Below are 26,278 nucleotides of genomic sequence, written 5' to 3'. Positions count from 1 at the left end.
CCTGTGTGCAAGAAGGAAATGTGTGCCAGAGCTGCATTGGAGGAACTCAGTACCAACATAGCCTTGGTTGCTGGTCCTGCTCCGCTGGAACGTCGTTGGCCAAGGTGAATGGCGATTGGGTTTGCCAATAAAGTAAACAAGGTAGAGCCGTCCCAGGCGATCACGGTCACCATAATTCCGAATTACGGTGACAGTGCACTAATTTCCTTTCGTCGCGTGCCTCGTTTTCCGGGTTTCACGGCTTTGCCGATTTGCCCGGCGATGCTCTCGGCCCACGGGCGCATCGAAAACCGCGACATCGGCGACGCGGCAATACTCGATGAGCAGTTCTCGTGGGACACACAGTCTTCGGACGTGAAAACACTTTGGCTCGCCCGTACGACGCCCGCGATGCGGCAGACCGGGAACGCCGGCAAGGTGCACCATGCGGCGGGGGGCGACATTGCAAAAAGTGCACTCACCGTAATTCTGATCTATACTCCGGACACCAGCCCGAACGCCTGTGGCAAGGCGAAGGGCGGATGAAGCGCCTGATAGAGTTCTCTTTTTAATCATGTGGCGATGTCAAGATGTTAGCCTCCGACCTGACGAAATTTATCGAGCAGGATCATCTGGCTCTGGATGCCTTCGTAAAGGGCGATCCTGAGCCCTTGAAAAACCTCTACTCGCGACAGGACGACGTCATTATTGCCAATCCCTTTGGCCCGCCGGCGAAGGGATGGAGAAAGGCCGCTGAGATCATGGAACGGGCCGCCACCAATTACCGGCACGGCAAGGCCATCGGCTTTGAGCGCATCTCGGAGTATGCGACAGCCGATTTGGGATACATCATCGAGGTCGAGCGGTTCCAATCCAAGGTCGGTGGTGGCAACAAGCTGGTGCCGATTGCGCTTCGAGCCACCACCATATTCCGGCGCGAGGAAGGCACGTGGAGGATCGTCCTTCGTCATGCCGATCCGATAACCTCGGCACGCCCGCCGACGTCCATTGTCGGGGAGTAGAAGCTTGCCGGAGAGGTTTTAGGAACTACGGTGACACTGCACTAATTTCTTTTCGCCGCGTGCCTCGTTTTCCGAGGCTCACGGCTTTGCCGATTTGCTCGGCGATGCTCTGGGCCCACGGGCGCATCGAAAACCGCGACGTCGGCGACGCGACAATATTCGATGAGCAGTTCTTGCGGAACTTATAGTCCTCGGACGTCAAACACTTTGGCTCGCCCGTACGGTGCCGGGGATGCGGCAGACCGGGAACGCGGGCAAGGGTTCGTTGATCAGCGGTATTCCGGGGAACAGATGCAAGCGAGCGCATCTATTTTCCTTCAAACGCCGTTACGAACCCGTTCCGAATTGGTCAGGGCTTCGCCGAGGCGGCCCACCGCTTGTTTCAGTGCCTTTTCCGCGGAATCGGTTAGCGATTTAGCGCCGCCCTCGCAGAGAACACCTGCATCGCCTTGTGCATTTCCCTGACCCTCCACAGTTGAACCGAGCAATCGACCTTTTCGACCGTCAACAGTTATCGAAGCAACCAAGTCAACATCGGTTTCTATGCCGGCAGACCAAAAACCTGGTACAACCCGCAGTCGGGCATTCATCTCTTCGCCTTTGACCATAATCATCCCACGGCTCTTACGCTCCGCGAGGCCAGCGGCATCGACTGGCTGATCCACGATCTCGAGTTCTGTGACGAGGGATTCCAGCGTCTTGCGGACAGATCCGGAGAAACCGCTTCGCATATCGATCGGGTAACTGTGAGCGGCGCAATTTAGATCCGAAGGCTTGATCGATCTATTTAGCGCGGTGGAGTCTATGAACAGCAGATATTTTCCAGGGAGCTTTTCGCCGTAGCTCGAATAAACGTTATAAGCGGCGATTGGCATTGGCTCGGCTTTATATTGACAGCCGGCAAGCGCAAATGCGGCCGCAAAAACGGCCAACTTTCTATATTTCATCCCCAGCCCTCCCCAGGCAAAGGGAAGCATCGCGCAAGATCACCGCAGACGCAAGCATCGCCCTACACAAGTGTGGGGCAAAATCGTGTCTACGTTAGAAAGGCTGCTAGCGAGGCCTTCATTGCCATCCAAAGGCGAGGCGCGCTAATGTCACGCAACTTCGAAACAACCGCGGCCGTCCATGCCGCGAGGCTTGGTGGCATCGGAATTCCCTGCTTACATCCTTTGGCACGCTCCCGGTGGCCTTGCCTCGGTTCACGGGTCCGTGTGCGCTACGAAGTCCGCAGCAGCCGTGGTCAACCATGTGCGTCCGCAGCTTTCGTAGGCTGCCGTGCAATGAGTGCGGCGCCTGACCGGATTGTTCAGGCGAACGGTGACGGTGCCGTTGCTCTAGCTTCCGGCCCTTTCGCGGTGGTGGGCTGGACATTGCCTGTCGTTCTTGCCAGTAATGCGCATTAGCTGCCTGGGAGGCTTGTCCACCCCGTCCGGACACTGGAATGTTTTCAAAACAATCGATTGTACTATTGGGGAAATTCAACCCTGCCATTTTCTCGCCATTTTGGGTTCGAGCGAATGGAATCTTAGAGATTGATGACTGCGCCGATCCCTCCGTGAATGTGATTCATGAAGACGTGTGCGATTTCACAATCTCGGAGGTGCAATTTACGATAGAGCGCAATCGCGCAAAGCTGTCTAGTGCAGTGCATACGATTGCTGATCTTGTTGGAATAACGAATCACCTCTTCGGAAAAGTGCTCCCGCATACCCCGTTGAACGCAGCAGGTTTGAATCTCGAAACGCACGAAGACCTCGGCTCATTCAAGAATCGAAATAGGCTTGGCAGACTCTTGGCGCCGACGGGTCCTTGGGGCTGGTGGGCAGATGATTTCGAGAATGATGACCCGAAAAAGAATGGTGGGCTCGTAAATCTAGCGGTGAGAAAGCCGCTTTCGACCGATCCGATTAGTTTCATGGAATTTACCGTGCAGCCTAGTCGAATTCAAGAAATCGCCCAGACGCATGTATTGTTCGCGGCTAACAATCACATTGAGTTTGGCAAGAATGACGAACAGAAGGCGGTGGGCTCAAACCTAGCGATTTTGGAGCATTTGAACGAGACGCATTCCGGATTCGTTAGCGAATTCGAAGCTATCGTCTCTCACCTCAAGGGGCTTGTAGATGCTAACTGAATTTAATTTTGAAACATCGAGCGCAGATATCTTTTCGTTGTCCGAATCAAATTCGGATAACGCAATAGATCATTGGAACTTGGTTCAGAAGTTGGTAACGCCTAAAGCGGATAGCAAGCCTGCCGTTCGCGAAGCATCAGGTGGTACACCAACCAACGTCGGGTCTGTCGGATCTCAGGGTGAGTTAGGCAGAACAGATGCTCTTGACGCGCTCGCCGATGACCCTCTCAGGCGCATTCGCCCCGCATCCCCCGCGCCACTGCCCAACAAGACCAATTCTGAGCGAAGGCAGTCCCTTCGATTTCGTTCTGAAAGGGCGTTCGCCGGGGTCATAACCGGACAAGACGGATACCGGTTTGAGGCTAGACTGCACGACAAAAAGGGCCAGCCTTTCGAATGCGAGTTTCAGTTGACGGAATTGCCCCCAGCGCAGCGACATAAAGCCCAAGTCGGCAGTCTAGTTAACGTTTTGGCGGGTTACATGCTGGTTGGACAAACAGAGCGCGCAGGACTTAAAATATACTTGAGCATTGACGACAAGCCAACAGCCATCAAGGAGCGCGTTGTGAGCAAAGTGATCAGCCGCTGGAGTTTTCTTTGATAATTACGATTATTGGCTCGTCACCTGGCGAGTCTGCAATCTTAATGTTTTCGGATGGCGCGATAATTACAATTGATTGCTGCAAAAGAAAAAATAAAAACTTCATGGTGGAGTATTTTAACGATCAAGGCTTGGACTTTGCCAAGGTCTCTCATAATGTGATTACTCATTTTCATAATGATCATGTCGCAGGAATGGACGAACTGATCAACGCATGTCCAAACTCAAAGGTAGTGCTACCAGATCTTTGGCGATCCATCGAGTTCAAACACTTTGCCGCACGTCTTACTCCGGATGTGTCGACTGGTCCAGGCACTGTAATCACCGAGGTTCTAAAGGTTTTCGACATCCTGGAGAAGGCGAGACACAGGGTAGACTATGGAGCAGAGCTGACTTGCTTGTATCCAGCACCCCACATTGCGTCAGCGACAGGAGAGCGGTTAACCGTAGTTAGCCCTACAAACTTTCGGAAGACAAACTTTCTCGCCAGCTTGGCGCAAGCACTTGGCAAGAGTGATGCCGATTTGCGGAGATTTGGCGTAGAAGACCAAAATGACGCTTCTATGTCTTTTTTGATCCAAGACGGAGGGAGCCTCTACTTCTTAGGCGGTGATCTCCAAAATATTCACCCTCATTGCGATATCGACCAAATCCATACATCGCATGCCACCGCTGGACAGAATTATGGTTTAGTTAAAATTCCTCATCATGGATCTTCGACGAGCTTCAGCGCGTTGTTGCGAGCGAAGGTAAAAAATAATGAGACGAAGGTTGTAATTACCCCCTATCCGCAAGGGCATAAACGTTTGCCCAGCAAGGAGACGGCCACCTACCTTAATGGAGTATTGGAATGCTACGTCTTGGAGGGGGAAATCATGGGACTTGCTCGTAGTGACAGAACAATAGCATCGCTCAATATAGTTCCAGTTAGAGAATACCGTCCAGGGGTGGCAGAGTATTGCGACGGTTCAATTACTCTGCAGCGTTGTGTCACCTTGGAAAAGTATTTGTCAGCCCATTTGTAATTTCTTGAGATTGCTGCGTACCTTATGCCCCTCGACTGAAGTCTAAGACGCGTGCCCTACGCATTGTTCCTCGTGAAAGATACTAATCGCCGTCGGCGCGGTGCGCGAGGCAGAACCAATGCGAGGCGCACCCCTGCCGCATCCTGTATGCTCGCAGACATGGTTTTCGATCTTCGCCCGCCCGCGCGGCAGAGCTGTCGTACCTTCAGCTCATCCTGCCAACACTGAACAAAATGAGAACACCAGACTCAAGACTCTTGACGCATGAAGGAATAAATTCCTATTATATTCTCCCTCGAGGGAGAACAGAATGGTCCGCCGTCGCCGTCACGAGCAGGTTTCAGAATATAACCTCGGACAAATTGAGCGGCAAGCTTTCCGACTCGAGGTAGAGCTGCGGGCGGCGCAGCTCGCGCTCAAACCGTTCGGGCCGCACTGGGATGCGATCGACCAGTTGCACCGGGACGTAAAGCGGGCGCTGAATCTGCTGAACGGTCGGCCGGCGGACTACGAGGAGCCGCATTTCGCGCCGATGTCGAGAGGGCGAAGGATCTAGCCGGTCGGCCGAGTGAAGTCGTGGCGCCGCGCGCGAACATGTGCCAGCAAATTCGTTTCATTGACAACCCCGGCTTGAAAGAGAGTCATCGTGGTCAAGGCCAGAATCTGACCGTCTATCGGGGTGCTGTACCATTTGGCGTCGGCGGTTACCTGGTCGACAACCCGCTGGCAGATCGCCCGATCTTTAGGTCTAAGGAACTGACTTTTCAGTGCTCGTAGCATCTCGACGCCTTGAAACGAAACGGGGAGTCACCTGTCTCCCGCGCGATACCCATGCGTGGTCTCCGAGCACGGACCCTAAACGCATTCAGATAGAAAATTGCCATTCGTTTGAGTGGTACCGATGTCCCGTGGATAAGCGGCGGTCTTCTCGCTAGTCCACCTCATCCCGCAGCCGCTTCTTTCTCGTTGGCGGCTGGTATTTCGCCACCAGCCGAACTTTGTCGCGATCGATGGTGACCAGCGGCCCAAGGTCAACCGTCACCCTATCCTCATCGATGCGCGTGACCTCGCCCGTAAGCTCGATATGCTGGCCGCGCTTCACTTTGGATTTGCTGTCTCTGATTGAATGCGGAAAACCGTAGGAAGGGATAGAGACGCTGATGCGGTCCTCTGTAACCCTAGGCCGAACCGTGGCAGTTATCGCCACCTCGTCCCCAATGCTTATCCGCGCCATGGAATGAGTGTGGAGCGACTTCAGTCGTAGTCAAGAGGACGCTAATATACCAGATTTCACCGAAGTCGAACACCCGGGCCGCCATCGACGCATTGTCCCTCGTCAAGGAAGACGACGCCGGCCGACTCTAGAACGGCACGGCAAGCCATGGACGTGAAGACAGTTAATAGACTTGGCAATTCGAACTCGGGGCAATGATAACCCACCGCGACCAGCCGATGCTTTCGGAAATCATGGGGCGGGTCCGCACTAGCAGGGGTTTTACGACGTGCGGCGCTTAGAAGCTTGCGAGATTCCTGAAATCATGATCCTCGGCGAATACTTAGTCGCCGCCTGACCGTTCCGCATCGAGGCGACAGAAGCCCGCCTTGCGCGGGCTTTTTCATGTCGCCATGTTGCTATCCATGTTGCTATCGCGATTTCCCGCAACCCTTACCAATCGTTACAAATCAACGACTTATGTTGCTATGCGTTACACACCCGCTAGCAACATGTTTCTAGGCGGATTTGGTCGCTAAGTACTTGAAATCTTTTGGCTGGGGAACCTGGATTCGAACCAGGACTAACGGAGTCAGAGTCCGTGGGTCTACCGTTAACCTATTCCCCAGCAGGCGCGGTCGAAGAAAACCGCGCAGGGTGGGCCGCCAGGCAGCCGCGCGGCCCTTGTAGCCGCCGCCGGAAAATAGTCAACCCTGTGTCTGGGTTCAATCGTCGGCTTCTGGCGCTTCAATTCTCGCTGCGGCTGTATTGCGAGTGCTCGAAATACAGCACGACGCAGAGCGCGATCAGCAGCGGGATGATCAGGTAGAACAACCGGAACACCAGCAGCGCCGCCAGCACGCCGACCTGGTCCATATGTGATAAGCCGGCGAGGAACACCACCTCGAAGACGCCGAGCCCGCCCGGCGCATGCGAGATCTGCGCGATCGAGAACGACACCAGGAAGACGCCGAGCACGACGAAATAGCCGGGATTGCCTGATACAGGCAGGGCGAAGAAGATGATCGCCGCCGCCGCCAGCAGCTCGATCGGGCCGACCAGCAATTGCCGCGCCACGATCGGCAGCGCCGGATAGTGCAGCTGAAAGCTGCCGATCCTCAGCGGTCGTAGATGCAGCCAGCTGCCGAAGACATAGGCCGCCACCACAAGCAGCATGGCGAGCCCTGCGGCTTGCGACAGCTTGTGATGCGGCGTGCCGGAAAAGCGGTCGATCACCTCAGGCTCGAGCAGCAGCACGATGCTTGAGACGAACAGCGTCGACAGCACGAAGGTGATCCAGCAGATCGCCACCAGAACGCCGACGTCCTGGCCGGTCAGCCCCCTGGTGCCGTAGGCGCGGTAGCGGATCACCGCACCGGAAAACACCGAGCCGCCGATATTGTGCGACAGCGCGTAGGTGGTGAACGAGCAGAAGGTGACGAACAGCCACGAGACTTTTTTGCCGATGTGCAGCAGCGCGATGTGGTCGTAGCCGGCGAGCGAGGCATAGGCGACGACCGAGCTCAGCGCCGCCAGCACCCAGCCGCGCGCCGGAATGGCGATTATCCCGGCCCAGACATCGTCGAGCGAGATGCCGCGCAATTCGTGCAGCAGCAGCCACAGCGAAAACACCACCGCGGCGATGCCGATCACGGGCCAGAAATAGCGCCTCCAGTTCATGGCCCGAGGATCATGCGTTGCAGCCCGTACCCGTTTTCCGGTTCGCAGCAGGAAAACCGCCCGCGGTCCCGAATGTTTCCATTTCAGAAATGCCTCATTGAAGCCGGCTATTCAACCGGGAAGGCGCGCCATCCTCCGCCGAGGGCAGGGGCGAGACAATGCCGCCAGCAAAATTCGCCACGAGCACTCTTGGTGATCCGGCCCGGCGCTGATAGTCTGGCGGCAACTTGAACATGTAAATGCGCCTGCTGCGTCCGGTCTCCGGTTCGCGCGGCGCCGGAAGGAACCACAGTGGAAGACCACGAAGCCGGCGCTGGTGCGCCGGAAGTGGGCGTGTCCAGGGGTTCGCCGACGCCGTCCGGCCAGGCAAGCCCATCCACCGGACGCTACGGCCGTCAGGTGCAGCCCCGGTCCGGCAATGGACAGGGTGGCGACACGTCCCAGCACCAAAAGGGCCAGGACCAAAAAGGCCCGCATCAGAACGGCAAACCCAAGAAGCGGCGCAAGCGCCGGCGCGGGCGCAAGGTTTTCGCACGCGACGAGGCTCGTCCGCTGGCTACCGGCGCTTCGGTGCCTGCCGCCAACGAGACCCCGGCCGCGCGCCCGCCCCAGCCAGCGGCTTACGCGCCTCCGCCCTCAGCCCCGGCAACGTCGCCAAGGCCGGGGCAAGGTGCCCGCACGCCACCACCGCTGCAGGAGTTGCCGGTGTTTGCCGCGCTCGATCTCGGCACCAACAATTGCCGTCTGCTGGTCGCGGTGCCGACGCGTCATGGCCAGTTCCGCGTCATCGATGCCTTCTCGCGCATCGTCAGGCTGGGCGATGGCCTTACCGCCAACGGCCGGCTCGGCGACGCTGCAATGGACCGCGCGGTCGAGGCGCTGAAGATCTGCGGTGACAAATTGCGCAACCGCAAGGTCAGGAAGGCCAGGCTGATCGCCACCGAGGCCTGCCGCACCGCCGCCAACGGCGTCGAGTTCCTCGAGCGCGTCGAGCGCGAGGCAGGCCTGAAGCTCGAGATCATCGACCGCCAGACCGAGGCGCGGCTGGCGGTGTCGGGCTGCGGCTCGCTGGTCGAGCGCGACACGCAAGGCGTCGTGCTGTTCGATATCGGCGGCGGCTCATCCGAAATCGCGCTGATCGACCTCACCGGCCATCGCTCGCCAAGGCTTGCCAACCATATCGTCTCGTGGACCTCGCTGCCGGTCGGTGTCGTCTCGCTGGCCGAGCGTTTTGGCGGCCGCACGGTAACGCGCGAGATCTTTGGCGCCATGGTCGAGGATGTTGCAATGCGGCTGCGCGCCTTCGACGGGCGCGACCGGCTGAGCCACCTCCTCTCCAGCCCGAAATTCCATTTGCTAGGCACCTCGGGCACGGTGACGACGCTGGCCGGCGTCCATCTCGATCTTGAACGCTACGACCGCCGCCGCGTCGACGGGCTGTGGATGGACCGCGACAGCGTTGATCGCATGGTCGAAAAGCTGGTCGGCTGGGATTTCCAGCAACGCGTCGCCAATCCTTGCATCGGCGCCGACCGCGCCGACCTGGTTCTGGCCGGCTGCGCCATATTGGAGGCGATACGTGCCGTCTGGCCGTCGGAGCGGCTGCGTGTCGCCGACCGCGGCTTGCGCGAGGGCATATTGAGCGAATTGATGGCCGATGACGGCGTCTGGCGAAACAGCGGGCGGGGCAGAGCATGATCCCGAAAAGTGGCTGCCGGTTTTCGGACAAGATCATGCTCAAACAGGCAACAAAGCAATGACCAAGAAACCGGAAAGACCGAGCTCCGCCGGCATTCGCGTGCTGAAGACGAAGATCAAGAAGAAAAGCGGCTTGAAGGAATCGTCGCGCCGCTGGCTGCAGCGCCACATCAACGATCCCTATGTCCAGCGCTCGAAGGCCGACGGCTATCGCTCGCGCGCCGCCTACAAGCTGATCGAGATCGACGACAAGCACCATTTGCTCAAGCCAGGCATGAAGGTGATCGACCTTGGTGCGGCACCCGGCGGCTGGTGCCAGGTCGCTGCCGCACGTACGAAATCTACCGCGGAACACCCGAACGTCGTCGGCATCGACTATTTGGAGATGGACGCGGTGCCCGGCGCGCCGGTGCTGCTGATGGATTTCCTCGATCCTCAGGCGCCGCAGAAGCTGGCCGAGGCGCTGGGCGGCCAGCCCGACATCGTGCTCTCCGACATGGCCGCACCCACCACCGGCCACAAGCGGACCGACCACATCCGCACCATGTATCTTTGCGAGGTGGCGGCCGATTTCGCGCTGTCGGTACTGAAGCCGGGCGGCCACTTCCTCGCCAAGACCTTTCAGGGCGGCGCCGAAAACGAATTGCTGGCGAGGCTGAAGCGGAATTTCCGCTCGGTCCATCACGTCAAGCCGCCGGCCTCGCGCGATGAGTCGGTGGAGCTGTATTTGTTGGCGAAGGATTTTAAAGGCGGAAACGGCGCGGCGTGAAAATCGCCCTGTAGCGATCCTTCGCGCCCCCCTCTGTCCTGCCGGACATCTCCCCCACGAGGGGGGAGATTGGCAGCTTCGGCGCGCTGTCTAATCCTGCAACGTTGAACATTGGCGAAAGCCGATGTCACGTCCGATCTCCCCCCACGTGGGGGAGATGTCCGGCAGGACAGAGGGGGGCGCTGTCCCTCCGGCGTCAGTAAGCACGAGCAAAGGTCAACTCCCCGGCGGGCTCACCGGCTCCAGCGTCTTCGGCGGTGTCAGTCGGCCATGTCCCGACACGGCATTGCCGGCGTCCGGCGCCAGCCGCATGAACGACAGCGAGGCTGCCGCCGACACCGCCGCTACGATGAAGAAGGCGGTGTGGAAGTCGCTCAGCGTCAGTGGGCCGCCATGGATCTTGGTCGACACTTCCAGGATGCCGCCGGCCAGCGCCACACCGAGCGCGATTGCCAACTGCTGGAACACCGCGGTGATCGGCGTCGCCTTGCTGGTGTCGGCGGCTGAAATCTCGGCATAGGCAAGCGCGTTGATGCCGGTGAAGAACATCGAACGGATGAAGCCCCCGGCGAGCAGCATGGCGAGGATCAGCCCATAGGGTGTGTCGGGTGTGAACAGGCCGTTGACGGCGATGGACGCGGCCGCGACGAGCGAGCCTGAAATCAGCACACGGCGGAAGCCGGCGACCCTGAAGATCAGGGCAGTGACGAATTTCATGCCTATGGCGCCGATTGCCGAGACGAAGGTGATCATGCCGGACTGGAACGGCGTCAGCCCGAAACCGATCTGGAACATCAGCGGCAAAAGAAAAGGTACGGCACCAATGCCGATGCGGAACAGTCCGCCGCCGAGCACTGACGAGCGGAACACCCGATTGCGAAACAGCTCGAGCGCCAGCAGCGGATTCTTGGCGTGGCGCGCGTGCAGCAGATAAAGCACCGCCGATGCCAGCCCGACGGCAACGGTGATAAAGCCGGCAGCGGGCGGCAGAGCCGGCAGGCTGACCACCGACAGGCCGAACACAATTCCCGATGCCGCCAGCCCGCTCAGCACGAAACCGAAGAAATCGAGCGGCGGCGTCTGCGCGGCGTCCGTCTTCGGCAGGAAACGCGTGGCCAGCCAGATCCCGACCAGGCCGATCGGCACATTGATCAGAAAAATCCAGTGCCAGGTGAAATAGGTCGTGATGAAGCCGCCGACCGGCGGACCGACCAGGGGGCCGACCAGAGCCGGGACGGTCAGCCACGACATAGCGGCGACGAGTTCGCTTTTCGGCGTGGCGCGTACCAGCACCAGGCGTCCGACCGGCGTCATCATGGCGCCGCCAATGCCTTGCAGGAAGCGTGAGACCACGAAAGCCGGCAACGAATTGGACATGGCGCAGGCGACCGAACCGATGATGAACACGGCGATCGCGGCGCGGAAGACATTCTTGGCGCCGAAGCGGTCGGCCATCCAGCCGCTGATCGGAATGAAGATCGCCAGGGATACCAGATAGGCGGTCAGCGCCAGCTTGAGCGCGATCGGGCTGGTGTGGATGTCGATGGCGATCGCCGGCAACGATGTCGCAATGACGGTCGAATCCATGTTTTCCATGAATAGAGCGACCGCCAGAATAAGCGGAATGGTGCGGTTCACGATGGAGCCGGCCTTGAAATGTGCGTCGCTATTGCTTGCCGGCCTTGGGGCCAAACCGACACGTAGGGCGGTTATCACGCCTTGGCCCGGATGTCGCATTAATTTGCTGTCACGTTTGTGCGACCGCAAGTCGTGCGCAGCACCTGGGGCAAAATGCATCGTCGCCACTATACAACCATCGGCTTTTCAACGGCGACGGGACGTGTTACGAGCCAGCGCCAATCCTGAAAGGGAAGAAGACGAGTCGGCGCTGTCCATCCAGGGCGAGCGCCTTTCCTGCATTCCGAGGGCTGGCCATGGCAAAAATCATCGAGACGTCCACCGGCGCATTGGCGCTGACCTTTGACGACGTGCTGCTGCAGCCGGGTCATTCCGAGGTCATGCCTGGCGAGACCGACATCCGCACCCGCATCGCCAGCGACATCGACCTCAACGTGCCGATCCTGTCGGCCGCCATGGACACGGTCACCGAGGCGCGGCTTGCCATCGCCATGGCCCAGGCCGGCGGCATCGGCGTCATCCACCGCAATTTCTCGCCGGCCGAACAGGCCGAGCAGGTGCGGCAGGTGAAGAAATTCGAATCCGGCATGGTGGTCAACCCCGTCACCATCGGTCCCGAGGCGACGCTCGCCGATGCGCTGGGTCTGATGCGCACCTACAGCATTTCGGGCATTCCGGTGGTCGAGAACGGCGGCACCGGCGGCCACACGGTCGGCCGGCTGGTCGGCATCCTGACCAACCGCGACGTCCGCTTCGCCTCGGACCCGGCGCAGAAGGTCTATGAGCTGATGACCCGCGAGAACCTGATCACCGTCAAGGAGAACGTCGATCAGGACGAGGCCAAGCGGCTGCTCCATCAGCACCGCATCGAGAAGCTGGTTGTGGTCGATCGGGACGGCAATTGCGTCGGGCTGATCACGGTCAAGGACATCGAGAAGTCGCAGCTCAACCCGCACGCCACCAAGGATGCGCAGGGACGCTTGCGCGCCGCCGCCGCCACCAGCGTCGGCGATGATGGTTTCGAGCGGGCCGAGCGCCTCATCGACGCCGGCGTCGACCTTCTGGTGATCGACACCGCGCACGGTCATTCGCAGCGCGTCCTGGATGCGGTGACGCGGGCCAAGAAGCTTTCCAACTCGGTTCGCATCCTGGCCGGCAACGTCGCCACAGCGGAAGGCACGCTGGCGCTGATCGATGCTGGCGCCGACGCGGTCAAGGTCGGCATCGGGCCGGGCTCCATCTGCACCACCCGCATCGTCGCCGGCGTCGGCGTGCCGCAGCTCTCGGCAATCATGTCGGCGGTCGAGACGGCGCAAAAATCGGGTGTCTCGGTCATTGCAGATGGCGGCATCAAATATTCGGGCGATCTGGCCAAGGCGCTGGCCGCCGGCGCCAGCGCGGCGATGATCGGTTCGTTGCTGGCCGGCACCGACGAGAGCCCGGGCGAGGTCTATCTGCACCAGGGCCGCTCCTTCAAAGCCTATCGCGGCATGGGCTCGGTCGGCGCGATGGCGCGCGGCTCCGCCGATCGCTACTTCCAGGCCGAGGTGCGCGACACGCTGAAACTGGTCCCGGAAGGCATCGAAGGGCAGGTGCCGTACAAAGGACCTGTGTCTGGCGTGCTGCACCAGCTTGCGGGCGGCCTGAAAGCCGCTATGGGTTATGTCGGTGGCCGCGACCTTGCCGATTTCCGGGAGCGCGCCACTTTTGTGCGGATATCCAATGCCGGACTTCGTGAAAGCCACGCCCATGACGTCACGATTACCCGCGAAAGCCCGAATTATCCTGGCGGAGCATGATCGCCATGCGCCTTGGCGCAATCTGGCGGCGATGATCCTGCGGCTGTCGCGCCACGCCGCCGCACTCTGTTTCGCCACCGTGGCGGTTTTCATCATCATGACGGCGATGGAGTTCCTCTATTTTCGCCAATTGAGCGGCGGACTTCCGTCGCTCGACATGCGCTATGCCGGTTTCACCCCGGATGAGGGCATGGCCTGGCTGACGGCGCTCGGCCGGCGTGGCAGCGAGATCATTCTCGTCTGGCATTACCTGACCTTCGACCTGCTGTTTCCGGCGCTGCTGTCGCTGACGATGGTCAGCCTGATCCTGGCAACGGGCCGGCGGCTGAAGAATTTCCGTGCACTGCCTGCGCAAACCCAGTCGATATTCGCAGCTGTGCTGGTGCTGCCCTACACGCTCGCCGACTATGCCCAGAACATCGCCGTGGCTCGTCTTTTGTCCGATTTCCTGTCTGCCAATCCGGATTCGCTATCCTTTGCCTCAGCGCTGATCGTCACCAAATTCGCGCTTCTGGCGGTGCCGGTGATCGTCATTGCGGCTTTCATTCTGATGGCTCAGAAACGGCCTTGAAGGCTGGGTGACAACGACAGGGGGCGTCTTGAACCAGACCGCGATCTTCTGGCCGATGCTGGCGCAGGTGCTGCTGGTCTATATCGTCTATGTCGTAATGGGCCGGCGCCGCCATGGTGCGGTCAGATCGGGCGAAGCCAAGACCGGCCAGTTCAAGACGCGCTCAACGGAGCCTGGTTCCAGCATCACCGTCGCCAACAATCTGAGCAACCAGTTCGAACTGCCGGTGCTTTTCTACGTCTTATGCCTGACGCTGCACGTGACCAATGGCGTCAATTATCTGACCTTGGCGCTGATGTGGATATTTGTCGTCTCACGCTATCTTCACGCATCGGTCCACTTGACCAGCAATCGGCTAATCCTGCGCAGCAGGGCATTCTACGTGGGCGCGGTCGTTCTCGCACTTGGCTGGATATGGCTGGCGCTGCATCTGCTCGGCTTTGTCTGAGCAAGCTCAAGCCTACAAATCGAACACGGCGATCTTGCGCTTGTCGAACCTGATCGCGAGTTCACCGCGCACCAGCCTGAGCGCGGCCTCGCCAAAGACGGCGCGCCGCCAGCCTTGCAATGCCGGCACATCGGCGTCCTCGCCCTCTGCAGCGATGCGATCGATGTCGTCACTGGAGGCGAGTACCTTCGATGCGACACCTTCCTTTTCGGCAACGATCCGCAGCAGCACCTTCAGCAACTCCGCCGCGGCGCTCGACCCCTCCGGCGGCTGGAAGCTCTTCGGCAGCTTCGGCATCTCTTCCCTGGGCAGCGCCAGGGCAGCGTTGACTGCGCCAAGCAGTGCCGTCGCCGTCGACGAGCGCTCCCAGCCCTTCGGCGTGGTACGCAGCTTGCTCAGCGCCGCCGTATCGCGCGGCGCCTGCTGCGCTACTTCGTAGATCGCATCGTCCTTGAGCACCCGGCCGCGGGGCACGTCGCGCTCGCGCGCTTCGCGTTCGCGCCAGGCGGCCACCGCCTGCACGATCGCCAGTTCCTGTGGCTTGCGCAGCCGCATCTTGAGCCGCTTCCAGGCATCCTCGGGATGCGGATCGTAGGTCTCGCGCGAGGTCAGCACGTCCATTTCCTCGTTCAGCCAGTGGGCGCGGTTTTCCCGCACCAACTCGGCGCTGAGGTGCTTGTAGACTTCGATCAGATGGGTGACGTCGGCGAGCGCGTAGTCGAGCTGCTTTTCGGACAGCGGACGATGGCGCCAGTCGGTGAAACGCGACGACTTGTCGAGCCGCGCGCCGGTGATGCGCTGCACCAGCTGGTCGTAGGAGACGCTGTCGCCGAAGCCGCAGACCATCGCCGCGACCTGGGTGTCGAACACCGGATGCGGCACCAGATCGCCGAGATGCACAATGATTTCGATGTCCTGTCGCGCCGCATGGAAGACTTTGACGATCGCCTCGTTGGCCATCAGCCTGAAGAACGGTTTCAGGTCGATGTCGGGCGACAGCGGATCGATCAGCGCCGTCACCCCGGGCGCTGCCATCTGGATCAGGCACAGGATCGGCCAGAAGGTCGTTTCGCGAATGAATTCAGTATCGACGGTGACGAATTCCGCCTTTTCGAAAGCGGCAATAACGGTCTCGAGTTCGTTCTGGGTGGTGATGACGTGCATCAAATCGCTTTTGGCAAGGGATAGGGTCTCTTTCAATTTCAGCCGCGCGCGCTTTCGTCAAGCGCAAGCACCTTTATCGGGCTTTGCGGGTTCATCGGGATCGGCATTCCGCTTCGCCAACCGGGCAAAAACCGTCGATGTGCGCAACAGCGCCGTAAAACGGCTGCGATGGCTCGCCGGCACAGCAGAGCGCGCCCGCATCCGGAAAAGGATGACCGCCACGAAGATCGCATAGACGGTGGCGCTGAACACGAACAGCGCGCTCGGCCCGAAATATTGCATCACCGTCGAGGCTGCGAAGGGGCCGCCAATGGCGCCGAAGGAATAAAACAGCATCAAGGCTGCGTTGATCAGCACAAACTCGCCCTTGTCGGCGCGGTCGTTGGAATGCGCCGCCGACAACGAATAGAGCGGCATGGCAAAGCAGCCGAAGATAAAGACGAGCAGGAAGTTGAGGAAAGGGCTGCCGCCTGCCACGAACGCCAGCGCCAGTGCCGCCACCATCGCACAGCACGTCGTCATCAGCAGCACCGAGCGCCGGTCCCAGCGGTCGGAGAGATAGCCAAGCGGATATTGGATGATGGCGCCGCCGAAAATGCCGACGCTGACGAAGGTGACGACGTCGGCGACCGACATGCCGATCTGCTCGGCATAGACCGGCGACAGGGTGCGGAAGGCGCTGTTGGTCACGCCGACGGCGATGCAGCCGAAGCAGCCAAGCGGCGAGATGCGCCAGACGCGTGCCAAATCGAGTTTGACGTCTTCCGGCGGCGTCGGGTTGGAGCGGTCGCCGAGCGAAACCGGCACCAGCGACACGGTGATCATCATCGACATGATGGCGAAGATGGCAAAGCCGCCAGCGCCGAAGATCGGGATCAGGAATTGGGCGCCCGTCACCGAACCGATGTCGACCATGCGGTAAATGGCAAGCACCCGCGCCCGGTCGGTGTTGGTGACGCCGGAATTCAGCCAGGCTTCCATGATGGTGAACAGGCCGGCAAAGCAGAACCCGCCGGCAAAGCGCACGGCGCACCACATCACCGGATCGATGACCAGCACCAGCAGCAGCGTTCCCGCCGAGGCGATCGCCGCCAGCGCGGAAAAGGCGCGCACATGGCCGACGGACTTCATGATGCGGGTGACGGCAAGGCAGCCGAGCAAAAAGCCGGCGAAATAGAACGTGCCCATCAGGCCGATAGAGGAAGCGGGAAAACCCTCCTGCGCACCACGCAGCGCAATCAAAGTGCTCTGCAGGCCGTTGCCGCCGAGCAGGATGCCGGCGGCGATCAGGAGCGGGATCAGCGGGCGGATGGAGGACATGAAGGAAAGCCTGTCGTTGATCCTTCTTGAACCATCGCCTTCGCCAATGCCAGCGGCAATTCCCGGAGGCGTTGGGGCCAGCCGGGGGCTGCCGCTTCGCGCCGGACGTTCCGTGTTGGGAACTCAAGGCGTATCTTTGTAGTTCAGTGCTGGTGGGCGAATGCGCGTCTTGTGAGCTGCGGGTGTGCTGAGGACGGTGTCGGGCATCGACGTCCGTTTCTGCTGCTGCCTGAAGCTCCAAAGGGAGATCCGACATCATGAAGTTTCGTTCCGCATTCGCTGGATTTGCCGTGGCCGCAGTTCTGGCGGCCGGGCCGGCGCGGGCTGTCGACCTCGCCATGGTGTCGGGCGATACCGGCAACGGCCAGAGAATCCTTCGCGAGATCCTCGATCAATACGAGAAGAAGACCGGCAACAAGGTTAGCGTGGTTCCGGTGCCGCCCTCGGGGACCGACCAGTTTAGTCAATACAGGCTGTGGCTTGCCGCTGGAAACAGCGACGTTGACGTCTATCAGACGGACGTCATTTGGGCCCCCCAGCTTGCAAAGCAGCTCGTCGACCTGACCGCGGCGACCAAGGATGTCGTCGGCGCTCATTTCCCATCGATCATCAAATCGCAGACCGTCGACGGCAAGCTCGTCGCCTTGCCGATATTCACCGACGCTCCGGCGCTCTACTACCGCAAGGATCTCCTCGACAAATACGGCGCCAAGGTCCCGACCAGCTGGGCCGAGCTTGCCGATACTGCCAAGCTTGTCATGGACAAGGAACGCGAGGGCGGCAACAAGGACATGTGGGGCTTCGTTTTCCAGGGCAACGCCTATGAGGGACTGACCTGCGATGCACTCGAATGGGTGAAGTCGAACGGCGGTGGTCAGATCATCGAGCCGGACGGCACGATCTCCATCAATAATCCGCAAGCAGCCGCGGCGCTGGAAATGGCGAGGAGCTGGGTGGGAACCATCTCGCCTCCCGGCATTCTGGCCTATCAGGAAGAAGAGTCGCGCGGTGTCTGGCAGACCGGCAACGCCGTCTTCATGCGCAACTGGCCCTACGCCTATGCGCTTGGCAACAGCGAAAGCTCCCCCATCAAAGGCAAGTTCGAAGTGACGACGCTGCCGTCCGGGTCGGGTGAGGGCGCCCGCCCGGCAGCAACGCTTGGCGGCTGGAATCTTGCGGTTTCCAAATATTCGAAGAACCCGGCCGCAGCCGTCGAGCTGGTCAAATGGATCGCTTCGCCTCAGATGCAGAAGTACCGCGCCTTGAAGGGGGCATATCTGCCGACCATTCAGGCGCTCTATGACGATGCCGACATCGCCAGCGCCCAGCCGGTTATCCCGCGCTGGAAGGAAGTTGTCCTCAACGCGGTGCCGCGTCCCTCGGCCCAGGCCAAGACCAGGTACAATGAGGCATCGAGCGAGTTCTGGACCGCCGTCCACAACACCATGTCCGGCGAGGGCACGGCCGCCGACAACCTTGCCGATCTGGAGTTCTCCTTGACCAGGCTCAAGGGCACCGCCTGGTGACCTCGCCGCGCTCAGGCTCGCTGCTGGCGCGTCAGCGTGTGCGCTCGGCATGGCTGCTGCTTGCCCCGATGCTCATCGTGCTCGCCGCCGTTGCCGGCTGGCCGTTGATGCGCACGATCTATTTCGGCTTCACCGATGCCTCGCTCGCCGACCTCGAAGCCCGTCGCTGGGTTGGCTTCGCCAATTATTTCTCCATACTGCAAATGCCGAGCGGCCGCGTCATCTATGACGGGCTGCTCGCCGATCCGGTCTGGTGGCGCGCCGTCTGGAATACGGTGCGCTTCGCGGTGATTTCGGTAACCTGCGAGACGGCGCTCGGCATGATCGTCGCGCTGGTGCTCAACACCAAGTTTCGCGGCCGCGGCATCGTGCGCGCCGCGATACTAATCCCTTGGGCCATTCCGACGATCGTCTCGGCGAAAATGTGGCAGTGGATGCTCAACGACCAGTTCGGCATCATCAACGACGTCCTTCTCAAGCTCGGCCTGATCGGCACCAAGATCGCCTGGACGGCTAGCGCCGACACGGCCATGGTCGCCATCCTCATTGTCGACATCTGGAAGGCGACCCCGTTCATGGCGCTTCTCATTCTCGCCGGCCTCCAGATGCTTCCACAAGAAATCTACGAGGTCGCCAAGCTCGACGGCGTCGGCGCGTGGAAAGTTTTCTGGAAGATCACCTTGCCGCTCATCCGGCCGGCGTTGATGGTGGCCATGATCTTCCGCGGTCTCGATGCGCTGCGCATCTTCGACCTGATCTACGTGCTCACGCCAAACAATATCCACACCAAGTCGATGTCGGTGTTTGCCCGCGAGAGCCTGTTTGAGTTCGACAAGTTTGCCTACGGCTCCGCCGCCTCGACGCTGCTCTTCCTCATCCTCGCTTTGCTGACCATGCTCGTTCTGTGGCTCGGCCGGATAAGACTGGACAAGGACTATTGATCATGTGGGGCTGCTGACCATGTGGATCGTCAAGCGCACGGCTTTCTACCTCCTCGTCGCCGTTATCGTCGTCGTCGCGGTATTCCCGTTTTACTACGCCATCGTCACCAGCCTGAAATCCGGGACGGCGCTCTTCCAGATCGACTATTGGCCGAAGACGATCACCTTCAGCAATTACAAGACCGTTTTCACCGAAGGGACCTTCCTGCGCAACCTCGTGAACTCGCTGTTCATCTCGAGCGCCGTTGTCGTCATTTCGCTGTTCCTCGGCGTCACCGCCGCCTATGCCCTGGCGCGCATCCGCTTCCGCGGCCGCTCGGCTCTGCTCCTCATTATCCTGTCCGTCTCGATGTTCCCGCAATTGACGGTGCTTGCCGGTCTGTTCGAGCTGATCCGGGCCTTCGGCCTCTACAATTCGCCGTTCGCGCTGATCTTGTCCTATATGATCTTCACCTTGCCGTTCACCGTCTGGGTGCTCACCGCCTTCGTTCGCGACCTGCCGATCGAGCTGGAGGAAGCGGCGATCCTCGACGGCGCCACGCCCTGGATCATCATCAGCCGCGTTTTCCTGCCGCTGATGTGGCCGGCGCTGGCGACCACCGGGCTTCTCGCCTTCATCGGTGCGTGGAACGAATTTCTGTTCGCGCTTACGTTTACCTCCAACAACGAGCAGCGAACCGTGCCGGTCGCCATTGCGCTGCTCTCCGGCAGCTCGCAGTTCGAGATCCCGTGGGGCAACATCATGGCCGCATCGGTGATCGTCACCGTGCCGCTCGTCATCCTCGTCCTGATCTTCCAGCGCAAGATCATCTCCGGCCTCACCGCAGGCGGGGTCAAGGGATGAGGTGCATAATTGAACTGCTGGACAGAGCAGCGAACTCGGATTAACGCCTCTGGCATAAATTGATGCCGGTGGGACAGGGGCGGGAAGAACGCGAACTCGTCCCGGGCGCCGCTTGCCTTGACAAATGCACACTCTCATGTGCTTTTCGCGCAAATTTTCAGGCCGGGCCATCGTGCTTTGGCCGCAACCAACATCCGGACCTAGCAATGACAATGCATCGTTACCGCAGCCATACCTGTGCCCAGTTGAGAAAGAGCGACGTCGGCTCCGCCGTTCGCCTGTCGGGCTGGGTGCATCGCGTGCGCGACCATGGCGGCCTGCTGTTCATCGATTTGCGCGACCATTACGGCCTGACCCAGATCGTCGCCGATCCGGATTCGCCCGCCTTCAAGATTGCCGAGACCCTGCGCGGCGAATGGGTCGTCCGCGTCGACGGCGAGGTCAAGGCGCGCCTCGCCGACACCGTGAACCCTAATTTGCCGACCGGCGAGATCGAGATTTTCGCGCGCGAGATCGAGGTTCTGTCGGCGGCCAGGGAATTGCCGCTGCCGGTCTTCGGCGAGCCGGATTATCCGGAGGACATCCGCCTCAAATACCGCTTTCTCGATCTGCGGCGCGACACGCTGCACAAGAACATCGTCGCGCGGACGAAAATCATCGCCGAGATGCGCAAGCTGATGGGCGAGGTCGGCTTCACCGAATTCTCGACGCCGATCCTGACCGCCTCGTCGCCGGAAGGGGCGCGCGACTTTCTGGTGCCGTCGCGCATTCACCCCGGCACTTTCTACGCGCTGCCGCAGGCCCCCCAGCAGTACAAGCAGCTGATCATGGTGTCCGGCTTCGACCGCTATTTCCAGATTGCGCCGTGCTTTCGCGACGAGGACCCGCGCGCCGACCGTCTGCCGGGTGAATTCTACCAGCTCGACGTTGAGATGAGCTTCGTCGAGCAGGAGGACGTGTTCACCACCATGGAGCCGGTGATGCGGGGCGTGTTCGAGACCTTTGCCGCCGGCAAGCCGGTGACGCAGAAGTTTCCGCGCATCGCCTATGATGTCGCCATGCGCAAATACGGCACCGACAAGCCGGACCTGCGCAACCCGATCGAGATGCAAGCCGTCTCCGATCATTTTCGCGATTCCGGCTTCAAGGTATTTGCCAACATCCTTGCCAACGATCCGAAGGCCGAGGTCTGGGCCATTCCGGCCAAGACCGGCGGTTCGCGCGCCTTCTGCGACCGCATGAACTCATGGGCGCAAGGCGAGGGCCAGCCCGGGCTGGGCTACATCTTCTGGCGCAAGGAGGGCGAGAAGCTCGAAGGCGCCGGGCCGCTGGCCAAGAACATCGGCGAGGAGCGCACGGAGGCGATCCGCCAACAACTCGGCCTTGCCGATGGCGATGCCGCTTTCTTCGTCGCCGGCGACCCGAAGAAATTCGTCTCCTTCGCGGGTGCGGCGCGCACCCGCGCCGGCGAGGAGCTCAACCTTGTCGACCGTGATCGCTTCGAATTGTGCTGGATCGTCGACTTCCCGTTCTTCGAATGGAACGAGGAGGAGAAGAAGATCGACTTCGCGCACAATCCGTTCTCGATGCCGCAAGGTGGCATCGATGCGCTTAACGGCGAGGATCTGCTCGGCATCAAGGCGTTCCAGTACGACATGGTCTGCAACGGTTTCGAGATCGCCTCAGGCGGCATTCGCAACCATCTGCCGGAAACCATGGTCAAGGCGTTCGAAACGGTCGGGCTGGACCGCGCAACCGTCGAGGAACGCTTCGGCGGCCTTTACCGTGCCTTCCAGTATGGCGCGCCGCCGCATGGCGGCATGGCGGCCGGCATCGACCGTGTCGTCATGCTTCTGGTCGGTGCCAGGAACCTGCGCGAAGTGACCATGTTCCCGATGAACCAGCAGGCCTACGACCTGTTGATGAACGCACCGTCGGAAGCCAGCCCGCAGCAGCTTCGCGAATTGTCGCTGCGCGTCGTGGCGACGAAGAAAGAGGTTTAGGAAACGCTCCGAACAAGTCCTGTGGATTCATAAAAAAGCCCGGCATCGCTGCCGGGCTTTTGCTTGGAAGCTCGGTCAGTCTTCGTTCGCCGTAACCGTCACGCCGAGCGTCTTCGGCAGGTCGAGCGGGTTGGACATGGCGCCCGCCATGATCAGCGCGAACGGCACCGCTGCCGGCGGCTCGGCCGAGACCTCGATGCTTTGCGGATCGTCGAGGAACTTGTTGACCGCGGCCGAAACCTGCGCCGTCAGTTCCGGATTGTTGAGCTGCGCCATGCCGAAGGGCACGATCGCCTTGGCCTGGTTGGCGATGTCCTTGCCGGACATGCCTTGCTGCTTGCCGGCATAATCGAGCACCTTCTTGGTCAGCGAATCGTCGTCGAAGCGGATCGAGGCGCTGTTGAACGATAGCTGCTGCAGCAGCCCGAGCATGGCCATGCCTTGCGCCGAATTGTCGGCGCCTTCGGGCTGCGCTGCCATCTTCTTCTGCATGTCCTGCATCGATTTGATGACATCCAGCGTGTAGCCGCCGAGATTGAAGGTCATGCCGAGCGTGCCGGCATTGTCGACCGAAATTTCGTATTTCGACAAATCCATCTTGCCGTCGGTAGGCTGCCAGGTGCCTTCCATCTCAAGATTGCCCGATATGTTCTGGTAGCCGAGCGCGTTGATGACTTCCTTGGACTTCGGATCTTCGACCAGCGTCAGGTCGGCAGTGAACTTTTCCGTGGTGCCGGAGAACGCCATGGCCTTGCCGTCGGCCGGCGGCGTGATTGCGATGGCAAGCCCGTCCATCGAGAAGGCAGTCTTGTCGGCGACCTTGACGGTCATGTTGTCGAGCTCGGCCGATTTGTAGATCATCAGCGAGCCCAGCGGGCCGCTTGCGCCTTCGGCCGGAACCGTCATGTCGTGGATGACGAAGGGGCTGAGATTGAGCGTGACGCCATCTTCGCTGTGTTCGAACGGCGAAGTCGATACGGTCGCGATTTGATAGCCGCCATTGGCTTCGGTCACGCCTTCGAGCTTGACGTCGCCGATCTTGAGCGCCTCCTTTTCGGCCGCCGGTTTGACCGCTACGCCTTGCAGAACCATGCTGGAGGTGTCGCCGGTTACTCCGGTCCAGGAGAGGTCGACGCCCTGGGCGGCGAGGGCAGCCTTCAGCCGGTCGGCAACCGCGGTATCCTGCGCGAACGCCGCATTCAGCGGCAGCGTCAGCAAAAAGGTCGAAAAAGCCAGTCTTTTAATAAGTGTCGAGTGTCTGATCGTCATCGAGAGCTCCCCTGAGAGTGTCCTGAAATTCTTTTCAAATCGTCGCGTCGTCACCATTCAGCGACGAACTGGACCGGAAAAAGGCGGGCCTCGGCACAATGGTCGAAAATCGCGGCCAAAGGCAAACCCGATCCATCAGGCTTGCGATAGAAGCCGGATGTAACGGATTGATGTTGGCCGGCGTCGCGACGCTTCTAATTCCTGTTGCACAATGCAGGTCGCGCAAAAGTGCGCAGCGGTTTTGCGCGACATGGATCAAAACAAGGACCTAAAGCGCGCGCATAAGGCCGGTCGAACGCGACGCGCTTTAGGAGGACGTATGCCGGCGCCTCTTGCCGCGAATCACCCGCTCGGCTAGTGCCAGCCCATGGGAAAAAGGCTTTTGCCGCCTGAAACTGGCGGCGGCGACAATATCGAGCCGGTCGATCTGAAGAAGGCGCTGGAAGAGCGCTATCTCGCCTACGCGCTGTCGACCATCATGCACCGGGCGCTGCCGGACGTGCGCGACGGGTTGAAGCCGGTGCATCGCCGCATAATGCATGCCATGCGCTTGTTGCGGCTCAACCCCGACCAGGGCTTTGCCAAATGCGCCCGCATCGTCGGCGAGGTGATGGGCAAGTTCCATCCACATGGCGACCAGTCGATCTACGACGCATTGGTGCGGTTGGCGCAGGATTTTTCGATGCGCTACCCGCTGGTCGACGGGCAGGGCAATTTCGGCAATATCGACGGCGATAACGCCGCCGCCATGCGCTACACCGAAGCGCGCATGACCGACGTGTCGACGCTGCTGCTGGAAGGCATCACCGAGGACGCGGTCGATTTCCGCCCGACCTACAACGAGGAAGACGAGGAGCCGGCCGTGCTGCCCGGCGCCTTCCCGAACCTGCTTGCCAACGGCTCGTCCGGCATCGCCGTCGGCATGGCGACCTCGATCCCGCCGCACAATGCGGCCGAGCTTTGCGACGCCGCGCTTCACCTGATCGATCATCCGGATGCGCCCGTCACCAAGCTGATGGACTTCGTGCAAGGTCCGGATTTCCCGACCGGCGGCATCATCGTCGACAGCCGAGCCTCGATCCTCGAAGCCTACGAAACGGGTCGCGGCGGCTTTCGCGTCAGGGCGAAATGGAGCCAGGAGGACCAGGGCAGGGGCACCTGGAACATAGTCGTCACCGAGATCCCCTACGGCGTCCAGAAGGCCAGGCTGATCGAAAAGATCGCCGAGCTCTTGATTGCGCGCAAGCTTCCGTTGCTCGAGGATATCCGCGACGAGAGCGCCGAGGACATCCGCGTCGTGCTGGTGCCGAAGAGCCGCTCGGTCGATCCCGGCATCATGATGGAATCGCTGTTCAAGCTGACCGAGCTCGAAAGCCGCTTTCCGCTCAACATGAACGTGTTGTCGCGCGGCAAGGTGCCGAACGTGCTGTCGCTGAAAGGCGTGCTCAAGGAGTGGCTTGAGCACCGCCGCGACGTCTTGATCCGCCGCTCCAAGCACCGTCTCGGCGAGATCGAGAGGCGGCTGGAGATCCTCGCCGGCTATCTGATCGCCTACCTCAACATCGACGAGGTGATCAGGATCATCCGCGAGGAGGACGAGCCCAAGCAGGTGATGATGGCCCGCTGGTCACTCACCGACACCCAGGCCGAAGCCATCCTCAACATGCGGCTGAGGGCGCTGCGCAAGCTCGAGGAATTCGAGATTCGTGAGGAATTCAACGGCCTGACCGGCGAGAAGAAGCAGATCGAGGCGCTACTTGCGTCCGACGCCAAGCAGTGGGCGACGATCAAGTGGGAAGTCGCCAATGTTCGCCAGAAATATGGGCCCGAGACCGAGATCGGCAAGCGCCGGACCGAGTTCGCAGATGCACCCGAACATGACCTGACCGATATCGCCCACGCCATGATCGAGCGCGAGCCGGTCACCGTCGTCGTATCGGAAAAGGGCTGGCTGAGGGCCATGAAAGGTCATCTGACCGATCACTCTGCCCTGACCTTCAAGGAAGGCGACAGCCTCAAGCTCGCCTTCCATGCCCAGACGACCGACAAGGTGCTGGTCTTCACCACCGGCGGCAAGTTCTACACGATCGGCGCCGACCGGCTGCCGGGTGGGCGTGGCCATGGTGAGCCGATCCGCATCATCGTCGACATGGACAACGACCAGGATATCGTCACCGCCTTCGTCCATGATCCCAAGCGCAAGCTGCTGCTGGTTTCGCATGACGGCAACGGTTTCATCGTGCAGGAAGAGGAGGTCGTCGCCAACACCCGCAAGGGCAAGCAGGTGATGAATGTCAAGGCGCCCGACGAGGCCCAGCGCTGCGTGAGCGTCGCCGGCGACCATCTCGCCATTGTCGGCGAGAACCGCAAGATGCTGGTGTTCCCGCTGGCCGAGATCCCGGAGATGGGACGCGGCAAGGGCGTGCGCCTGCAGAAATACAAGGATGGCGGCGTCCTCGACCTCAAGACCTTCACGCTCGCCAGCGGCCTGTCCTGGCAGGATTCGGCAGATCGCACCTTCACCAAATCGCGTGACGAGCTTGCCGAATGGATCGGCGCCCGCGCCTCGGCCGGTCGCATGGTGCCGAAGGGCTTTCCGCGCACGGGCAAGTTCGGGTAGGCGCGCGAACG

Annotated in this window: 23 protein-coding genes and 1 tRNA gene; 16 read left to right on the top strand and 8 right to left on the bottom strand. The window is 60.6% G+C overall.

Translation table 11 applies throughout. The annotated features are described in order from the left end of the window. Positions 1 to 108: 108 nt before the first annotated feature. Both NKJ93_RS04855 and NKJ93_RS04850 read left to right on the top strand, forming a co-directional pair. On the top strand, positions 109 to 525 hold the full coding sequence (locus NKJ93_RS04855; protein ID WP_352587849.1) for a hypothetical protein: 417 nt from the start codon (positions 109 to 111) through the stop codon (positions 523 to 525). Positions 526 to 569: 44 nt separating this feature from the next. Further along, entirely contained in the window at positions 570 to 1,001 is a 432-nt protein-coding gene (locus NKJ93_RS04850; RefSeq protein WP_352587846.1) for a YybH family protein, read from the top strand. 317 nt (positions 1,002 to 1,318) lie between these two features. Here the strand turns inward: NKJ93_RS04850 and NKJ93_RS04845 are convergent, their stop codons facing one another. Then, positions 1,319 to 1,948, bottom strand: a complete 630-nt coding sequence (locus NKJ93_RS04845) for a hypothetical protein (protein WP_352587843.1) — start codon at positions 1,946 to 1,948, stop codon at positions 1,319 to 1,321. A 497-nt stretch (positions 1,949 to 2,445) separates the two neighbouring features. On the opposite strand from NKJ93_RS04845, the gene NKJ93_RS04840 reads away from it, so the two are divergent. From NKJ93_RS04840 to NKJ93_RS04825, 4 genes are all read left to right on the top strand, one after another. Then, positions 2,446 to 3,138 carry a hypothetical protein gene (locus tag NKJ93_RS04840; RefSeq protein WP_352587840.1) on the top strand — a complete coding sequence of 231 codons (693 nt, stop codon included), beginning with the start codon at positions 2,446 to 2,448 and terminating at the stop codon, positions 3,136 to 3,138. Continuing rightward, entirely contained in the window at positions 3,128 to 3,739 is a 612-nt protein-coding gene (locus tag NKJ93_RS04835; RefSeq protein ID WP_352587838.1) for a hypothetical protein, read from the top strand. The genes NKJ93_RS04840 and NKJ93_RS04835 overlap by 11 nt, the downstream gene beginning before the upstream one ends. Then, a complete protein-coding gene (locus NKJ93_RS04830; RefSeq protein WP_352587835.1) occupies positions 3,736 to 4,764 on the top strand; it encodes an MBL fold metallo-hydrolase in 1,029 nt (342 codons plus the stop codon). The genes NKJ93_RS04835 and NKJ93_RS04830 overlap by 4 nt, the downstream gene beginning before the upstream one ends. A gap of 310 nt (positions 4,765 to 5,074) precedes the next feature. After that, positions 5,075 to 5,320 carry a hypothetical protein gene (locus NKJ93_RS04825; protein WP_352587832.1) on the top strand — a complete coding sequence of 82 codons (246 nt, stop codon included), beginning with the start codon at positions 5,075 to 5,077 and terminating at the stop codon, positions 5,318 to 5,320. Positions 5,321 to 5,695: 375 nt separating this feature from the next. On the opposite strand, the gene NKJ93_RS04820 is transcribed toward NKJ93_RS04825, so the two are convergent. From NKJ93_RS04820 to NKJ93_RS04810, 3 genes are all read right to left on the bottom strand, one after another. Continuing rightward, positions 5,696 to 5,866, bottom strand: a complete 171-nt coding sequence (locus tag NKJ93_RS04820; protein ID WP_352587829.1) for a hypothetical protein — start codon at positions 5,864 to 5,866, stop codon at positions 5,696 to 5,698. A gap of 665 nt (positions 5,867 to 6,531) precedes the next feature. Continuing rightward, positions 6,532 to 6,605 (bottom strand) — tRNA-Gln (locus NKJ93_RS04815). A gap of 119 nt (positions 6,606 to 6,724) precedes the next feature. Then, positions 6,725 to 7,657: a putative bifunctional lysylphosphatidylglycerol flippase/synthetase gene (locus NKJ93_RS04810; RefSeq protein ID WP_352587826.1), complete on the bottom strand. Its 933-nt coding sequence runs from the start codon at positions 7,655 to 7,657 to the stop codon at positions 6,725 to 6,727. A gap of 291 nt (positions 7,658 to 7,948) precedes the next feature. Here NKJ93_RS04810 and NKJ93_RS04805 point away from each other — a divergent pair, with 291 nt between their 5' ends. Next, positions 7,949 to 9,355, top strand: a complete 1,407-nt coding sequence (locus tag NKJ93_RS04805; protein ID WP_352587823.1) for a Ppx/GppA phosphatase family protein — start codon at positions 7,949 to 7,951, stop codon at positions 9,353 to 9,355. Positions 9,356 to 9,413: 58 nt separating this feature from the next. After that, a complete protein-coding gene (locus NKJ93_RS04800; protein ID WP_352587820.1) occupies positions 9,414 to 10,124 on the top strand; it encodes an RlmE family RNA methyltransferase in 711 nt (236 codons plus the stop codon). A gap of 216 nt (positions 10,125 to 10,340) precedes the next feature. On the opposite strand, the gene NKJ93_RS04795 is transcribed toward NKJ93_RS04800, so the two are convergent. Further along, entirely contained in the window at positions 10,341 to 11,762 is a 1,422-nt protein-coding gene (locus tag NKJ93_RS04795; RefSeq protein WP_352587817.1) for an MFS transporter, read from the bottom strand. A 296-nt stretch (positions 11,763 to 12,058) separates the two neighbouring features. Here NKJ93_RS04795 and guaB point away from each other — a divergent pair, with 296 nt between their 5' ends. Genes guaB through NKJ93_RS04780 form a run of 3 tightly spaced genes read left to right on the top strand, consistent with a single transcriptional unit; the run spans position 12,059 to position 14,580 of the window. Then, positions 12,059 to 13,561, top strand: coding sequence for an IMP dehydrogenase (gene guaB / locus NKJ93_RS04790; RefSeq protein WP_023717238.1), 1,503 nt, complete (start codon positions 12,059 to 12,061; stop codon positions 13,559 to 13,561). Positions 13,562 to 13,592: 31 nt separating this feature from the next. Continuing rightward, complete coding sequence (locus tag NKJ93_RS04785) at positions 13,593 to 14,132, top strand: hypothetical protein (RefSeq protein ID WP_352587946.1); 540 nt, start codon at positions 13,593 to 13,595, stop codon at positions 14,130 to 14,132. Between the two features lie 28 nt (positions 14,133 to 14,160). After that, complete coding sequence (locus tag NKJ93_RS04780; RefSeq protein WP_352587814.1) at positions 14,161 to 14,580, top strand: MAPEG family protein; 420 nt, start codon at positions 14,161 to 14,163, stop codon at positions 14,578 to 14,580. A 12-nt stretch (positions 14,581 to 14,592) separates the two neighbouring features. On the opposite strand, the gene rnd is transcribed toward NKJ93_RS04780, so the two are convergent. Beyond that, complete coding sequence (gene rnd, locus NKJ93_RS04775; protein ID WP_023717241.1) at positions 14,593 to 15,744, bottom strand: ribonuclease D; 1,152 nt, start codon at positions 15,742 to 15,744, stop codon at positions 14,593 to 14,595. A 57-nt stretch (positions 15,745 to 15,801) separates the two neighbouring features. Continuing rightward, positions 15,802 to 17,064, bottom strand: coding sequence for an MFS transporter (locus tag NKJ93_RS04770; RefSeq protein WP_023717242.1), 1,263 nt, complete (start codon positions 17,062 to 17,064; stop codon positions 15,802 to 15,804). 257 nt (positions 17,065 to 17,321) lie between these two features. On the opposite strand from NKJ93_RS04770, the gene NKJ93_RS04765 reads away from it, so the two are divergent. The 4 genes from NKJ93_RS04765 to aspS all read left to right on the top strand — a co-directional run bounded on the left by NKJ93_RS04765 (position 17,322) and on the right by aspS (position 22,378). Then, positions 17,322 to 18,590, top strand: coding sequence for an ABC transporter substrate-binding protein (locus NKJ93_RS04765; RefSeq protein ID WP_352495294.1), 1,269 nt, complete (start codon positions 17,322 to 17,324; stop codon positions 18,588 to 18,590). Between the two features lie 68 nt (positions 18,591 to 18,658). Further along, entirely contained in the window at positions 18,659 to 19,531 is an 873-nt protein-coding gene (locus NKJ93_RS04760) for a carbohydrate ABC transporter permease (protein WP_352587943.1), read from the top strand. A 19-nt stretch (positions 19,532 to 19,550) separates the two neighbouring features. Beyond that, the gene (locus NKJ93_RS04755; RefSeq protein ID WP_352587941.1) at positions 19,551 to 20,375 is read left to right on the top strand and encodes a carbohydrate ABC transporter permease; all 825 of its coding nucleotides are present in this window, start codon (positions 19,551 to 19,553) and stop codon (positions 20,373 to 20,375) included. 212 nt (positions 20,376 to 20,587) lie between these two features. After that, positions 20,588 to 22,378 (top strand): aspartate--tRNA ligase, encoded by a 1,791-nt coding sequence (gene aspS / locus NKJ93_RS04750; protein ID WP_352495347.1) that lies wholly within the window; start codon positions 20,588 to 20,590, stop codon positions 22,376 to 22,378. A 75-nt stretch (positions 22,379 to 22,453) separates the two neighbouring features. On the opposite strand, the gene NKJ93_RS04745 is transcribed toward aspS, so the two are convergent. Beyond that, on the bottom strand, positions 22,454 to 23,647 hold the full coding sequence (locus tag NKJ93_RS04745) for an aq_1923 C-terminal domain (RefSeq protein ID WP_352587811.1): 1,194 nt from the start codon (positions 23,645 to 23,647) through the stop codon (positions 22,454 to 22,456). 367 nt (positions 23,648 to 24,014) lie between these two features. Between NKJ93_RS04745 and parC the strand changes: the two genes are divergently transcribed. After that, on the top strand, positions 24,015 to 26,267 hold the full coding sequence (gene parC, locus NKJ93_RS04740; protein WP_352587808.1) for a DNA topoisomerase IV subunit A: 2,253 nt from the start codon (positions 24,015 to 24,017) through the stop codon (positions 26,265 to 26,267). Positions 26,268 to 26,278 lie beyond the last annotated feature (11 nt).

This window comes from Mesorhizobium sp. M0028 (assembly GCF_040323855.1).
In the GTDB taxonomy this organism is placed as follows: Bacteria; Pseudomonadota; Alphaproteobacteria; order Rhizobiales; family Rhizobiaceae; genus Mesorhizobium.
This window is presented reverse-complemented; position numbering and strand designations above follow the sequence as displayed.